This is a genomic window from Streptomyces sp. NPDC004051, assembly GCF_053604275.1.
Genome location: NZ_JBSGHG010000001.1, coordinates 257,267 through 271,658, shown reverse-complemented (window position 1 = coordinate 271,658; position 14,392 = coordinate 257,267). Strand labels below are relative to the sequence as shown.

Below are 14,392 nucleotides of genomic sequence, written 5' to 3'. Positions count from 1 at the left end.
CACGGGCGCCGCGACCGTCCCTGACCCGTGCGCGCGGGGCACAATGCACCCTGTGAACGCCGTCAGCCCCCGCACGCCCGGCACACCCGGTACGCCCCGCGCGCCCCGCGGCAGGGCCGCACGCCTGGCCCTCCCCGCCGGAGCGCTCGCCGCCGTCGCCGGAGCCTTCGCCTACGTCGGAGCGGTGGACCCCAACCAGCCCGGCCACTACCCGGTCTGTCCGCTGCTGCGCTTCACCGGCCTGTACTGCCCCGGCTGCGGCGGGCTGCGCAGCGCCCACGCCGTCGTCCACGGCGACCTCCTGACGGCCCTCCAGGCCAACGCGCCCGCCGTCCTCGGCTACGCGGCCCTGGCCGTGCTCTGGACCGTGTGGGTGGCCCGCGCGGTGCGCGGCAAGCCCCTGCGCATCGACCCCCCATCCGCACTCCTGTGGTCCCTGGGAGCGCTGGTGCTGGTCTTCACGGTGGTCCGGAACCTGCCGTTCGGCAGCTGGCTGCACCCCTGATCAGCTGCTGGACGTCCAGCATGGGGGCACCTCCCGCCCGAGCTGTGCGAAGCTGGTTCGAGGGCGGGGGAGGGACCGGCATCCACCGGATGCGAGGGGTACGCCCCATTACGGATACCATCGCAATGACCACCGGTTTCGTCCGGCGACCCGACCATGAGGGCGGGGACGCCCCGGGACGGAAACGAACGCACTGAAGACGGACCGTCTGGAAGGGGGCCTCTCGCGTGAGTGTGCTCGACGAGATCATCGACGGAGTCCGTGCCGACCTCGCGGAGCGGCAGGCGCGGGTGAGCCTCGACGAGCTCAAGGAGCGCGTGGCCAAGGCCCCCGCGGCCAAGGACGGCGCGGCCGCCCTGCGGGGCGAGGGCGTCAAGGTGATCTGCGAGGTCAAGCGCTCCAGCCCGTCCAAGGGCGCGCTCGCCGCGATCGCCGACCCGGCAGGACTCGCCGCCGACTACGAGGCGGGCGGCGCGGCCGTGATCTCCGTCCTCACCGAACAGCGCCGCTTCGGCGGATCGCTGGCCGACCTGGAGGCGGTCCGCGCCCGCGTGGACGTCCCCGTCCTGCGCAAGGACTTCATCGTCACCTCGTACCAGCTCTGGGAGGCGCGGGCGCACGGCGCCGACCTCGCGCTGCTCATCGTCGCCGCCCTCGACCAGCCGGCCCTGGAGTCGCTGATCGAGCGCGCCGAGTCCATCGGGCTCACCCCGCTCGTCGAGGCGCACGACGAGGAGGAGGCCGAGCGCGCGATCGACGCGGGCGCCAAGGTCATCGGCATCAACGCGCGCAACCTCAAGACCCTCGAGGTCGACCGCGGCACCTTCGAGCGGATCGCCCCCGAGCTCCCGGACCACCTCGTCAAGGTCGCCGAGTCCGGCGTCCGAGGCCCGCACGACCTGATCGCCTACGCCAACGCCGGCGCCGACGCCGTCCTGGTCGGCGAGTCCCTGGTCACCGGCCGCGACCCGAAGACGGCGGTCGCCGACCTGGTGGCGGCGGGCGAGCACCCGGCACTGCGGCACGGCCGCGGCTGACACCCCGGTAGGCTTGGCCCGATGCCCCTCCCGATCACCCTGAGCGCCAGGGACCCGTACGCGCGCCTCGCCCGTGGCTGCCGCCCGCGCGGCTGCCGCGCGCCCGCGCGCCGGGTCCACGGGCGCCGGGTCCGGTACGTGATCGGTGACGAGCCGGGTCAGGTCAACGGCATGCGATGGCAGCGCCCCTTCCAGGGGCGCGGGACTGTGCCCGAACACGGGCGGCTCCGGCGCGCGGACGCGCCGAGCCGCCCGCGGCCCGCAGTGGCCTGACACCCCCGCCCCCCACGGCGATCAGTGACCGAGAACAACGCTCACCGTGAGGTTTCCGCATGTCCAGCCAGTTCTTCATCCCCGATCCCGAGGGTCGGACCCCGAGCCCCGAAGGCTACTTCGGGGCGTTCGGCGGCAAGTTCATCCCGGAGGCGCTCGTCGCCGCCGTGGACGAGGTCGCCGTCGAGTACGACAAGGCCAAGGCCGACCCCGAGTTCGCCCGCGAACTCGACGACCTGCTGATGAACTACACCGGCCGCCCGAGCGCCCTCACCGAGGTGCCGCGCTTCGCCGAACACGCCGGTGGCGCCCGGGTCTTCCTCAAGCGCGAGGACCTCAACCACACAGGCTCCCACAAGATCAACAACGTGCTGGGCCAGGCGCTGCTCACCCGGCGCATGGGCAAGACCCGGGTCATCGCCGAGACCGGCGCCGGCCAGCACGGCGTCGCCACCGCCACCGCCTGCGCCCTGTTCGGCCTCGACTGCACCGTCTACATGGGCGAGATCGACACCCGGCGCCAGGCCCTCAACGTGGCCCGGATGCGCATGCTCGGCGCCGAGGTCATCGCCGTGAAGTCCGGCAGCCGCACCCTCAAGGACGCCATCAACGAGGCGTTCCGCGACTGGGTCGCCAACGTCGACACCACGCACTACCTCTTCGGCACCGTCGCCGGACCCCACCCCTTCCCCGGCCTGGTGCGCGACTTCCACCGCGTCATCGGCGTCGAGGCCCGCCGTCAGCTCATGGAGCGCGCCGGACGGCTGCCCGACGCCGCCGTCGCCTGCGTCGGCGGCGGCTCCAACGCCATCGGGCTCTTCCACGCCTTCATCCCGGACGCCTCGGTGCGGCTGATCGGCTGCGAACCCGCGGGCCACGGCATCGAGAGCGGCGAGCACGCGGCCACCCTCACCGCGGGCGAACCCGGCATCCTGCACGGCTCGCGTTCCTACGTCCTCCAGGACGACGAGGGCCAGATCACCGAGCCGTACTCCATCTCGGCCGGGCTCGACTACCCGGGCATCGGACCCGAGCACGCCTACCTCAAGGACTCCGGCCGCGGCGAGTACCGCGCGGTCACCGACGACGCCGCCATGCAGGCGCTGCTGCTGCTGTCGCGCACCGAGGGCATCATCCCGGCCATCGAGAGCGCCCACGCGCTGGCCGGCGCCCTGGAGGTCGGCAGGGAGCTCGGCCGGGACGGGCTGATCGTGGTCAACCTGTCCGGCCGGGGCGACAAGGACATGGACACCGCCGCCCGCTACTTCGGGCTGTACGACACCGACCCCGCCGGCCCCGCGGCCGCCGCCACCGGCACCGCCACCACGGACAGGACCGTCGCCGCCGACGCGGACACCGACGCCGCCGAGATCGAGAGGGACGCCAAGTGAGCGGGAACGTACAGCTGCTGAGCGACACCCTCGCCGCGGCCAGGTCCGAGGGCCGGGCCGCCCTCATCGCCTACCTCCCGGCCGGGTTCCCGACCGTCGACGGCGGAATCGACGCCGTCAAGGCCGTCATCGACGGCGGCGCCGACGTCGTGGAGGTGGGCCTGCCGCACAGCGACCCCGTCCTCGACGGGCCCGTCATCCAGACCGCCGACGACATCGCCCTGCGCGGCGGCGTCCGGATCGCCGACGCGCTGCGCACGGTCCGGGAGGCGCACCGCGCCACCGGGAAGCCGATCCTCGTCATGACGTACTGGAACCCCGTCGACCGCTACGGCGTCGAGCGGTTCGCCGCCGAACTCGCCGAGGCGGGCGGCGCCGGGTGCATCCTGCCCGACCTGCCCGTCCAGGAGTCGGCGCTGTGGCGGGAACACGCCGACAAGCACGGGCTCGCCACCGTCTTCGTCGTCGCGCCCAGCAGCAAGGACGAGCGGCTCGCCGAGATCACCGCGGCGGGCAGCGGCTTCGTCTACGCGGCGTCCCTCATGGGGGTCACCGGCACCCGCGAGTCGGTCGGCACGCAGGCCGAGGAACTCGTGGCACGCACCCGGGCGAGCCGTGCCGACCTGCCGGTGTGCGTCGGGATCGGCGTCTCCGACGCCGCCCAGGCCGCCGAGGTCGCCCGCTTCGCCGACGGTGTGATCGTCGGCTCCGCCTTCGTCAAGCGGATGCTGGACGCCCCCGACCCGGCCGCCGGGATCCAGGCGGTGCGGGCGCTGGCCGGCGAACTCGCCAAGGGCGTACGCGGACAGGCATGACCGCGCCCTCCCCGGGCCGGACACCACGGGTGGCCGACCGTCCGGGAGGCGTCAGCAGATAGTCATACGGGTCCCTCGTACGGGTGGACCTGGGACCGGGGAGGCGCGGTGCGCCTCCCCGGTTCGTTCTGCGGGGTGTGAGCGAGAAGAATCGTGAGGGAAAGCGCACCGCCCGGGAGCGGCTGGCGGTCGAGCGCGAGAAGCAGAAGACGGCGGACAGGCGCCGCCGCACCCTGATCGTGGGTGCGGGCGTGGTCTGTGTCCTGGCGCTCGCGGCAGTGATCGGAGTGGTCGCGGCCAACGCCGGAAAGGACGAGGGAAGCAAGGAGGCCGGCCCGGTGGTGGCGCCCTCGGGTGCCCTCGGCAAGGACGGCCTCGCCATCCCGGTCGGCAAGGAGAACGCCAAGTCCACGCTCACCGTGTGGGAGGACTTCCGCTGCCCCGCCTGCAAGTCCTTCGAGCTGGCGTACCGCCCGACCCTGCACGAGCTGACCGAGTCCGGCCAGCTCAAGATCGAGTACCACCTGGTCACGCTCATCGACGGCAACATGGGCGGCACCGGCTCCCGCAACTCCGCCAACGCGGCCGCCTGCGCCCAGGACGCCGGCAAGTTCACCGAGTACCACGACGTGCTGTTCGACAACCAGCCCCAGGAGACGGACGACGCCTTCGCCGACAAGGGCAAGCTCATCGAGCTGGCGGGCAAGGTGGACGGTCTCGACACGCCCGCCTTCCGCAGCTGCGTGGAGGACGGCACGCACAACAGCTGGGTCGGAAAGTCCCAGGAGGCCTTCCAGAAGGGCCGTTTCCCGGGCACCCCGACCGTCCTGCTCGGTGACAAGAACATCTACCAGGACCGGACGATGACGCCGGCGAAGCTGAAGGAGATGGTCCAGAAGGCCAATCGGGAACAGTAGGCGCGCCCTCCCGTTATGGAGCCGTAGCCGGGCCACCCGACGTGGGACCGGTCCGGCACGGTAGCGTCGACCCTGCCATGGAACTTGCCTACATTCCCAGCCCGTCGAGCGGGGTGCTGTACCTGGGCCCCATCCCGCTGCGCGGCTATGCCTTCAGCATCCTCGTCGGCCTCTTCGTCGCCCTCTGGATCGTCGACCGCCGGTGGGTGGCCCGCGGCGGTCAGAAGGGCACCGCCTGGGACATCGCGTTCTGGGCCATCCCGTTCGGTCTGGTCGGTGGTCGCCTCTACCACGTCATCACCGATTACCAGCTCTACTTCGGCGAGGGCCGCGACTGGGTCGACGCCTTCAAGATCTGGGAAGGCGGCCTGGGCATCTGGGGAGCCGTCGCCCTGGGTGCCCTGGGCGCCTGGATCGGCTGCCGACGCCGGGGCATCGCCCTGCCGCCGTACGCCGACGCCGTGGCTCCCGGGCTGGCGCTGGCGCAGGCGATCGGACGCTGGGGCAACTGGTTCAACCAGGAGCTCTACGGGCGGGAGACGGATCTTCCCTGGGCCCTGCACATCACGTCCACGGAGGGCGGCCGGGTACCGGGGTACTACCACCCGACGTTCCTGTACGAGTCGCTGTGGTGCGTCGGTGTCGCCCTGCTGGTCATCTGGGCGGACCGTCGCTTCAAGCTCGGACACGGGCGGGCGTTCGCGCTGTACGTCGCGGCGTACTGCGCGGGCCGGTTCTGGATCGAGTACATGCGCGTCGACGAGGCCCACGACATCCTGGGCCTGCGGCTGAACAACTGGACCGCGATGATCGTCTTCGTGCTCGCGGTGGTCTACATCGTGGTGTCGGCGAAGAAGCGGCCGGGACGCGAGGACGTGGTGGAACCGGGCGCGGCCGACGCCTCCGGCGGGACGGGCGAGCAGGACAAGACGGACTTCCCGGAGGCGACGGACGACGCCGAGCCGACGGAGGCCACCGAGGCGGGCGAAGAGACCAAGGCCGAGGAATCAGCCAAGACCGCCAAGACCATAAAGACCGCCAAGACCGCCAAGGGCAAGGAAGACGCCGAGGCCGAGGAGGGCGCCGAGGCGGATTCCGGGGACGCCCGCTCCAAGGACGGGGCCGGGTCGGCGAAGAAGAGCTGACGGTCCGAGGGCTTGACGGCCTTCTGCGACGACGACGCCGTGGGGCGTCCGGGACCTCCCGGACGCCCCACGGCGTCTGCGGCCCTCAGACCCGGCGGGCCAGGGACAGGACGCACCGGGCGGCCGCCACCACCGCCGCGTCGATGAAGCAGCCGTCGGGAAGTGCCTGGGCGCCCCGTTCGCCGGCCGCCGCCTTGACGATCCGCTCCGCCTGCTCGACCTCCTGCTCCGTCGGCAGATAGGCGCGCTCGATGACCGGCAGCTGCCGGGGATGGATGGCGGCGCGCCCCAGGAAGCCCAGGTCGCGGCCGCGGACGCAGGAGGCGAGGAGGCCCTCCAGGTCACGGGTGTCCGGGTGGACGGACTGGGTCGGCGGGGCCAGACCCGCCGCCCGCGCGGCGACCACCACCCGGGAGCGGGACCAGTCGAGGCCCGCATCGTCCCGTACGCCCAGGTCGGCCCGCAGGTCCGCCTCGCCGATCGAGATGCCGCGCAGGGACGGGTGGGCGGTGGCCACGGCGTGCGCCCGTTCGATGCCGAGCGCCGTCTCCAGCAGCGCGTACAGGGGGAGTGCGCCGCCGCGGGCGGAGACGGCCCGCTGCGCGGCCCCCACGACGTCGGCGGGGGAGGACACCTTGGGCAGCCGAAGCCCGGTCAGGCCCGGGGCCGGGGCGACGGCGGCGAGGTCGGCCTCGCCCCAGGGACCGGTCAGGGCGTTGACGCGGACGTGGACCGGGAGCGGCTGAGGGTCGCGCAGCAGCTCGGCGGTGGCGGCCCGGGCGTACTCCTTGCGGTCGGGGGCGACCGCGTCCTCCAGGTCGATCACCACCACGTCGGCTCCGCAGCCGAGGGCCTTCGCCACCACCCGTGGCCGGTCGCCGGGGGCGTAGAGCCAGGTCAGCGGGGCCTTTTCCGTCGTCCCGGGCACGGCCTCCGCCGCCCTCGTCACAGGGCGCCCTCCGCGCGCAGCGCCGTCAGCTCGGCCGGGGTGAGCCCCAGTTCGGTCAGGACCTCGTCGGTGTCCGCGCCGTGCGGCCGGCCCGCCCAGCGGATCGCGCCGGGGGTGCGGGAGAGCCGGAAGAGGACGTTCTGCATGCGCAGCGGGCCCAGCTCCGGATCGTCGACCGTGGTGATGGTGTCCAGGGCCTGGTACTGCGGGTCGGTCATCACGTCCCGTACGTCCTGGACGGGGGCCACCGCGGCTTCGGCCTTCTCGAAGGCCGCGAGCACGTCGGTGCGGGTGCGGCGGGCGATCCATCCGCCCACGGCCTCGTCCAGGGTGTCCGCGTGCCGGGCCCGGCCGGCGCCGGTGGCGAACCACGGTTCGTCGATCAGTTCGGGCCGTCCCACCAGCCGCATCACCCGCTCGGCGACCGACTGGGCCGAGGTGGAGACGGCGACCCAGGTGTCGTCGGCGGTGCGGTAGGTGCCGCGCGGGGCGTTGTTCTGGGAGCGGTTCCCGGTGCGGGGCTGGACGTGGCCCAGCTGGTCGTACCAGGTCGGCTGCGGGCCGAGCGCGGTGAGGATCGGTTCGATGAGGGCCATGTCGACGACCTGGCCCTCGCCGGTGTGTTCGCGCCCGGCGAGCGCGGTCAGCACCGCGTACGCCGTGGTCAGCCCCGCGATGGAGTCGGCCAGCCCGAACGGCGGCAGCGTCGGGGGTGCGTCCGGTTCACCGGTGATGGCGGCGAAGCCGCTCATCGCCTCGGCGAGGGTGCCGAAGCCGGGACGGTGGGCGTACGGGCCGAACTGGCCGAAGCCGGTGACGCGGGCCAGGACCAGCCGGGGGTTGGCGGCCGACAGTTCGGGCCAGCCCAGGTCCCACTTCTCCAGGGTGCCCGGCCGGAAGTTCTCGATGATCACGTCGGCTGTCCCGGCGAGGCGCAGCAGGGTCGTCCGGCCGCCGGGCGTGGACAGGTCGAGGGTGATGGTCCGTTTGTTGCGGCCGAGCATCTTCCACCACAGCCCCACGCCGTCCTTCGACGGTCCGTGGCCGCGGGAGGGGTCCGGTTTCCGCGGGTGCTCGACCTTGACGACCTCGGCGCCGAAGTCGCCGAGCAGGGTCGCGGCGAGGGGCCCGGCGAAGAGGGTGGCGAGGTCCAGGACGCGCAGGCCGGTCAGCGGAGGGGCGGCGGGGGCGGTGGGCCGGGTCATGGGCGGGAGGCCTCCAGACGGGTCAGCCGGGCCAGGGTGTCGAAGCCGATGCCGTCGAAGGCGCCGACGGAGGTGGCCAGCCGGTTCTTCAGCGGGGCCGTCCAGCGTTCGGGGAGCGCGGTGGGGGAGCCGGCGAGGAGGGCGGCGATGCCGCCGACGGTCGCACCGGTCGAGTCGGTGTCGAGGCCACCGGAGACGGCGCGGCAGATCGCGCCGGTGAAGTCGCCGTCCGCGTGGGTGAGGGCGGCGGCGATCAGCGCGGTGTTGGGCACGGCGTGCACCCAGTGGGCGTCCGCGTGCCGGGCGTGGATCGCGTCGACGACGTCTGCGAAGTCGTCGTGCTCGTGCGCCAGTCGCACGGCGTGGCGCACGGCGCGGGCGAGCCGGGAGCGGGGCGGTACGACGGCGAGACCGGCCCGCAGACAGGCGTGGACGTCCTGACCGCTGTTGCCGCCGCCGGTGGCGTCGCCGCTGCCGCTGCCGCTGTCGGCGCCCGGGTCCGCGGCGGCGGTGGCGATGGCGGCCGCGGCGAACATCGCGGCGTAGACGCCGTTGGCGGTGTGGCTGAGGATCGCGTCGCGATGGGCCTGTTCCGCCGCGCCCGCCGGGTTTCCCGGGTTGGTCCAGCCGTGCAGGTCGGCGCGGATCAGGGCGCCGATCCACTCGCGGAAGGGATTGCGGTGCCGGGCGGTGCGCGGGGGCTCCAGACCGCTCAGGAGGTTGCGGTAGGCGACGCGTTCGGCGGTGAAGGCGCGGCCCGCCGGGAGTTCGTCCAGCCACAGCCGGGCCACGTCCGCGGTGGTGAAGCCCCTGCCGTACCGCTGGAGCAGCAGCAGGTTGAGGAGGGGGTAGTCGAGGTCGTCGTCCTCGGGCATGCCGTCGATGTTCTCGGCGAGGGACGTGGCCGCGGAGCGACGGTTCCAGGGGTACCGGGCGGCCAGTTCCGCGGGGACCCCGCGGGCGGTGAAGTAGCCGTTCAGGGGCCAGTTCCCGGTGGCGCGGGCGAGCCGGCGGATGCCGTCGAGGGGGAGCTTCTCCACGGGCTTGCCGAGCAGGCAGCCGACGGCCCGGCCGAGCCAGGCGGCTTCGAGGCGGTCGGTACGGCGGTGGTCCGCGTCGGTGCGGTTTGCGTCGGTGCGGTCCGCGTCGGCGTGGCCGGGGACCGGCGGACCGGAGGCGGCGGGGGAGGGCCAGTCGGGGCACAGGGACTTGATCGCGGCGAGGTCCGTCGGCTCGTCGTCCGCCAGGCCGCTGGGCAGGTCGGCCAGTTCGTCCAGGAGGTCCCCGGCCAGCAGCCTGAGGTAGCGGGACGCCGGGCGCGGGGAGGCGCCGGCGCGGAGCGGGGCCTCGGGGCCGCCCGCCGCGCGCCAGCGGGCCGCGACGGCCGAGGGCGCCCTGCCGTCCTGGGCCGCCTGGCGCAGCTCGTGGCCGATCAGGTCCTCCGGCTGGACCCAGGTCAGTCGGAGCACGCCGGGCCTCCCAACTCGGCGAACGCCTGTTCGTGGGCCCGCCGCCGGGAGACGTCGCGTGCGAAGACCTCGCAGGTCACCGCGGTCAGCGCGGCCGCGGGCGCCCAGAGGTCGAGACGGCTGGCGTCCGCCACGGTCTTCGCCCAGTCCTCGGGGACCGGTGAGCCGAGGGCGCCGGTCACCGCCCCGGCCATCGTGGCGATGGAGTCGCAGTCCCGGCCGTAGTTCACCGCGCCCAGCACCGCCTGCCGGAAGTCGCCGCGGGCCACCACCACCATGCCCAGCGCGACGGGGAGTTCCTCGACGGAGTGCAGCCGGGACGGCCGGCGGGCGCCCAGCGAGGGGGAGCGGTAGTCGGGGCCCACGGTGTCGTAGGGGGCCACCGCCTCCCGCAGCGGGCGCAGCGCGGACTCGAAGTCCGGGTGCCGGGACGCCTCCTCGCAGACCCGTTCGATCGCCTCGCGGGTGCCGTCCTTCGCCAGTGACAGGCACGCGTCGACGACCGAGTCCGCACTCGCCCCCGGCGCGCACGCCGCCGCCACGGCCGCGGCGAGCACCCCCGCCGCCTCCCGGCCGTACGACCACTGGTGGGCCCCCGCGACGTCCAGCGCCTCGGCGTACGCGCCCGCCGGATTGGCCGCGTTGACCAGGCCGACGGGGGCCATGTACATCGCGGCACCGCAGTTGACGATGTTGCCGGAGCCCGCCTCGCGCGGGTCGACGTGGCCGTAGTGGATCCGGGCCACCAGCCACTTCTCCGCGAGGAAGATCCGCTGCAGCGGGAGCGCCTCCGCCTCCAGTTCCGGGATCCAGCGCGGGGTGCCCATCAGGTCCGGCACCAGGTGGTCGGCGACGGCATGGGCGTCCAGATGGTCCCGGACCCGCGTGTACACCCGGACCAGGGCGTGCGTCATGAGGGTGTCGTCGGTGACGTGTCCGTCGCCCTTGTGGTACGGGGCGATGGGCCGGGCGGTGCGCCAGGCGTCGCCGTTCCAGGGACCGACGACACCGTGGACCCGGCCACCGTGGCGTTCGGCGATCTGCTCGGGGGAGTACCCCTCGACGGGGCCGCCGAGCGCGTCGCCGACGGCGGCTCCCACCAGCGCGCCGGTGATCCGCTCGTCCAGGGGCACACCGCGGCCCCGCTTGTCGTCCTCTGTGAGCGTCATGTCCGAATCATCCCCCTGGCGGGGGTGGTTGCGCGGCTTCCAGGAGTCCGGCGAGTTCCACCAGGTCGGTGCCGGTGAACCGGGGGAGCGCGCAGCCGGAGAGGGTGCGGCAGCTCTCCCGCCACGACCCGGGGATCGCCGAGCTGCCGCCCAGCGTGCCGGTCAGGGCGCCCACGAGGGCGGGGGCGGAGTCCGCGACCCGGGACAGGCAGGCCGCGGCGGGTACCGCCTCCGCGATCCGGCCGCGGGCGGCGGTGGCCAGGGCCAGGGCTACGGGGACGGTCTCGGCGGCGGCGACACCGTAGCTGTAGACGTGGTCGACGATCTGGTGCTCCAGGAGCGGTACGAGGGCGAAGGCGCCGTCGTTGTCCTCGGCGAGCCGCAGGGCGTGCCGGGCGTTGCGGCCGATCTCCGTCTCCTCGGGCAGCTCGGCGAGCGCGGCGGCCACACAGGCCGCCACATCCGCTCCGGCCAGCGCGAGGGCGACGGCGGCGGCCATCGCGCGGGCGCCGTGCACCCCGTCGCCGTCCTGGGTGTAGCGGGCGTCGAACTCGGCGAGCGCCGCGGCGCGTGCGGGGTCCCCCGCCTGGGCGACGGCCAGGACGCAGGCCCGTACGCAGGCCGCGTCGTCGAAGTAGTGCGGGTTGTCGTGGCCGGTGGCGGGCGGTCGCAGACCGGTGGCGAGGTTGCCGAGCCCGGCCCGTACGGAGATACGGGCGCGCAGGGGGAGCACGGCCGACTCGATCTCGGGGGCGCGGGCGGCCGCCGCGGCGACCTCACCGGCCGCGACGCTCCAGGTCAGGTCGATGGCGGCCCGGGTGCGGCGTTCCCGGCTCAGGTCCCCCAGGACGCTGTCGCGGCCGGCCAGCAGGACCGCCTCGGCCGCGAACGCCGCCCACTCGGCGTCGTCGGAGGGGCCGAGCCGCAGGGGCTCCGGGGGCTGGTTGAGGGCGATCGGTACGGGGAGGGTGGTGGTCGCGTTCTGTTCGGCGAAGACGTCCAGCTCCCGGGTGAGCCGCCGGGTCCACTCGGGCATCCGGGCGGCCCGGTGCCGTGCGGCGGGCCAGCCGGCGGCGTCACCGGCGGCGAGGCCGAGCAGCAGGCCCTCGATGCGGGCCCGCGGCGGCGGGGCGGGGGGTACGGCCTCGGTCCCGCCTTCGGTCCGGTGCTCCCCGCCCGCTTCGCGCGGGCGGGTCCCGCGGCCGGAGGCGGGCGGCTCCTGGGAGGCTCCCTTCCCCTCGACGGCCGAGGACGGCGCTGCGACTGTGGCTGCGGGTGGGGCCGGGGTGGTGACGGTGGACGGAGCCGGGGCGGGGGGCGGGGTCATGTCGGGGCCTCCGTTTCGGTGTCCGCTGCCAGGACGAAAGCGCCTGCCGTGAGCAGGTCCGCGATGTCCAGGACGTGGTGGCCCGCCATCGCGGGCAGACAGCTGCCGCGGGCCGGGCCGATGGCCGCGGCCCAGGCCTCCGGGATCGCGTGAACGCCCCGGGTCGCCCCCGCGAGGGCGCCCGCCACGGCCGCCGTGGTGTCGGCGTCGCGGCCCATGTTGACGGCCGTCAGCACCGCTTGTTCGAAGTCGCCGTCCGCCGCCGCGTACGCGCCGAAGGCGAGGGCGACGGCTTCGGGGGCCAGATCGGTCCAGGGGTAGCCGCCGACCACGACGGCGGAGCGGACCGCGCGTTCGCCCAGGTGGGCGGCGGTGACGGCGCGGCGCAGGGAACGGGCGGTCCAGGAGTCCTCCGGCACCAGGGCCAGGGCGGAGGCGACGACGGTGACCGCCGGTGCTCCCGCCATCGCCGCGGCCACGCCCGCCGCGACCGCCTGGCCGCCGTAGATGCCCTCGCCGTCGTGGCTGACCGAGCCGTCGACGGCCGCCAGCCGGGCCGCCTCGGCGGGACGGCCGGCCGCGAAGACGCCGTGCGGCGCCGCCCGCATCGCCAGCCCGTCGCTCCAGGGGTGGCGGTGCTGGGCGGAGAGGGGGGCGGCCAGTCCCCGGCGGAGGTTCTCCAGGGTGCCGCGTTCGCTGAAGCCCGCGCCGCGGAAGGACCCCTCGCAGCGGTCCGCGATCCACTCGTGCCAGGCCGTCTCCACCTGCTCCGGAGTGAGCGCGGAGCCGTGCCGGGCCAGCAGCAGGCCGGTGAGGATCGCGTATTCGGTGTCGTCGGTGCCCGCGGGGTGCTCCGCGACGTACCCGGTGATACGGCCCCACCGGGCGCGGATCTCGGAGGGCCGCATGTTCTCGGCCGGGGCGCCCAGCGCGTCGCCGACGGCCAGGCCGAGCAGCGCGCCGCGGGCCCGCTCGCGGAGTCCGGCGGAGTCCTCGTGCGCCGGGGCGGAGGGGATGCAGGCGATCGATGCCATACACGGCTCTCCTCTCAGGGGCGCCCCGAGAGGCGCGGAGCCCTTTGCGGAACTGTCCCCGGTGAGGTGTCCGGCGCAGCCTCACACGCCTCAGCGTCACCCGGTCGGCATCCGACCGGTCCTCCGCACAGACCTGCGTCATGCGCAAAACCGCAGGTTAGCCCAGCCTTTCCTTGCTGGCGGAGGGGAATCAAGGGGAGTATCTTGAGCGTTGTAAAAAAGTAGAACATGTCTAAAGTTGCGTCTGTTCGCAGACGCGTGTGAACTCCCTGGGGGACCGTATGGCGCTCATCGAGACCGAGGCGACGCTGCACGAGGCGCACCGCGACAACCACACCCACCGCGATGTGAACGGAGGCTGGCTGCGCCCCGCCGTGTTCGGCGCGATGGACGGACTGGTCTCCAACCTCGCGCTGATCACCGGCGTCGCCGGCGGCTCGGTCGGTCAGCAGACCATCGTCATCACCGGCCTCGCGGGTCTGGCGGCCGGCGCCTTCTCCATGGCCGCCGGCGAGTACACCTCCGTCGCCTCCCAGCGCGACCTCGTCGAGGCCGAACTGGACGTCGAACGGCGTGAACTGCGCAAGCACCCCGAGGACGAGGAGGCCGAACTCGCCGGCCTCTACGAGTCCCGCGGTGTCGATCCGGAACTCGCCCGCGAGGTGGCCCGGCAGCTGTCGAAGGACCCCGAGCAGGCGCTGGAGATCCACGCCCGCGAGGAGCTGGGCATCGACCCCGGCGAGCTGCCCTCGCCCACCGTGGCCGCCTTCTCCAGCTTCGGCGCCTTCGCGCTGGGCGCACTGCTGCCCGTACTGCCCTATCTGCTCGGCGCGAGCAGCCTGTGGCCGGCCGTGCTGGTGGCCCTGCTGGGACTCTTCCTGTGCGGCGCGCTGGTGGCCAAGGTGACCGCGCGGACCTGGTGGTTCAGCGGGCTGCGGCAGCTCGCCCTCGGCGGCGCGGCGGCCGGCGTGACCTACGCCCTGGGCGCGCTGTTCGGAACCGCCATCGGATGACCCGGCCCGGACGGTTCGGACGGACGATCCAGTGCGGATGACCCGGCCCGGACGGTCCGGACGGCCCGGTCGGACCACGCCGCTCGCGTGGTCCGACCGGGCCGTCCGGCGATCCGGCTCCGCTTTCGCGCGGCGGAGCGCGC

The 14,392-nt window shown here is 74.2% G+C and carries 14 protein-coding genes; 8 read left to right on the top strand and 6 right to left on the bottom strand.

What is annotated here, in order from left to right; all coding sequences use genetic code 11:
* Positions 1-43: 43 nt before the first annotated feature.
* From ACWEQO_RS01260 to lgt, 7 genes are all read left to right on the top strand, one after another.
* Positions 44-505 carry a DUF2752 domain-containing protein gene (locus tag ACWEQO_RS01260; RefSeq protein WP_361450655.1) on the top strand — a complete coding sequence of 154 codons (462 nt, stop codon included), beginning with the start codon at positions 44-46 and terminating at the stop codon, positions 503-505.
* A gap of 227 nt (positions 506-732) precedes the next feature.
* Entirely contained in the window at positions 733-1,542 is an 810-nt protein-coding gene (gene trpC, locus ACWEQO_RS01255) for an indole-3-glycerol phosphate synthase TrpC (protein ID WP_361450658.1), read from the top strand.
* A gap of 21 nt (positions 1,543-1,563) precedes the next feature.
* The gene (gene trpM / locus ACWEQO_RS01250) at positions 1,564-1,815 is read left to right on the top strand and encodes a tryptophan biosynthesis modulator TrpM (protein ID WP_361450661.1); all 252 of its coding nucleotides are present in this window, start codon (positions 1,564-1,566) and stop codon (positions 1,813-1,815) included.
* Positions 1,816-1,874: 59 nt separating this feature from the next.
* Complete coding sequence (gene trpB, locus ACWEQO_RS01245; protein WP_452977573.1) at positions 1,875-3,206, top strand: tryptophan synthase subunit beta; 1,332 nt, start codon at positions 1,875-1,877, stop codon at positions 3,204-3,206.
* Positions 3,203-4,021: a tryptophan synthase subunit alpha gene (gene trpA / locus ACWEQO_RS01240; RefSeq protein ID WP_452977570.1), complete on the top strand. Its 819-nt coding sequence runs from the start codon at positions 3,203-3,205 to the stop codon at positions 4,019-4,021. The genes trpB and trpA overlap by 4 nt, the downstream gene beginning before the upstream one ends.
* A gap of 137 nt (positions 4,022-4,158) precedes the next feature.
* Positions 4,159-4,938: a DsbA family protein gene (locus ACWEQO_RS01235; protein WP_361450670.1), complete on the top strand. Its 780-nt coding sequence runs from the start codon at positions 4,159-4,161 to the stop codon at positions 4,936-4,938.
* A 77-nt stretch (positions 4,939-5,015) separates the two neighbouring features.
* A complete protein-coding gene (gene lgt, locus ACWEQO_RS01230) occupies positions 5,016-6,083 on the top strand; it encodes a prolipoprotein diacylglyceryl transferase (RefSeq protein WP_452977567.1) in 1,068 nt (355 codons plus the stop codon).
* Positions 6,084-6,168: 85 nt separating this feature from the next.
* Here the strand turns inward: lgt and ACWEQO_RS01225 are convergent, their stop codons facing one another.
* The 6 genes from ACWEQO_RS01225 to ACWEQO_RS01200 are packed head-to-tail and all read right to left on the bottom strand — an operon-like array spanning position 6,169 to position 13,236.
* Positions 6,169-7,032, bottom strand: coding sequence for an HpcH/HpaI aldolase/citrate lyase family protein (locus ACWEQO_RS01225; RefSeq protein ID WP_361450676.1), 864 nt, complete (start codon positions 7,030-7,032; stop codon positions 6,169-6,171).
* On the bottom strand, positions 7,029-8,237 hold the full coding sequence (locus tag ACWEQO_RS01220; RefSeq protein ID WP_361450679.1) for a CaiB/BaiF CoA transferase family protein: 1,209 nt from the start codon (positions 8,235-8,237) through the stop codon (positions 7,029-7,031). The genes ACWEQO_RS01225 and ACWEQO_RS01220 overlap by 4 nt, the downstream gene beginning before the upstream one ends.
* Positions 8,234-9,706 carry an ADP-ribosylglycohydrolase family protein gene (locus ACWEQO_RS01215; protein ID WP_361450682.1) on the bottom strand — a complete coding sequence of 491 codons (1,473 nt, stop codon included), beginning with the start codon at positions 9,704-9,706 and terminating at the stop codon, positions 8,234-8,236. Before ACWEQO_RS01215 ends, ACWEQO_RS01220 begins: the two co-directional genes overlap by 4 nt.
* Complete coding sequence (locus tag ACWEQO_RS01210) at positions 9,694-10,875, bottom strand: ADP-ribosylglycohydrolase family protein (RefSeq protein ID WP_361450685.1); 1,182 nt, start codon at positions 10,873-10,875, stop codon at positions 9,694-9,696. The genes ACWEQO_RS01215 and ACWEQO_RS01210 overlap by 13 nt, the downstream gene beginning before the upstream one ends.
* A 7-nt stretch (positions 10,876-10,882) precedes the next feature.
* Positions 10,883-12,202 carry an ADP-ribosylglycohydrolase family protein gene (locus ACWEQO_RS01205; RefSeq protein ID WP_452977561.1) on the bottom strand — a complete coding sequence of 440 codons (1,320 nt, stop codon included), beginning with the start codon at positions 12,200-12,202 and terminating at the stop codon, positions 10,883-10,885.
* Positions 12,199-13,236, bottom strand: coding sequence for an ADP-ribosylglycohydrolase family protein (locus ACWEQO_RS01200; protein WP_452977558.1), 1,038 nt, complete (start codon positions 13,234-13,236; stop codon positions 12,199-12,201). Before ACWEQO_RS01200 ends, ACWEQO_RS01205 begins: the two co-directional genes overlap by 4 nt.
* A 281-nt stretch (positions 13,237-13,517) precedes the next feature.
* Between ACWEQO_RS01200 and ACWEQO_RS01195 the strand changes: the two genes are divergently transcribed.
* Positions 13,518-14,249: a VIT1/CCC1 transporter family protein gene (locus ACWEQO_RS01195; protein WP_361450694.1), complete on the top strand. Its 732-nt coding sequence runs from the start codon at positions 13,518-13,520 to the stop codon at positions 14,247-14,249.
* Positions 14,250-14,392 lie beyond the last annotated feature (143 nt).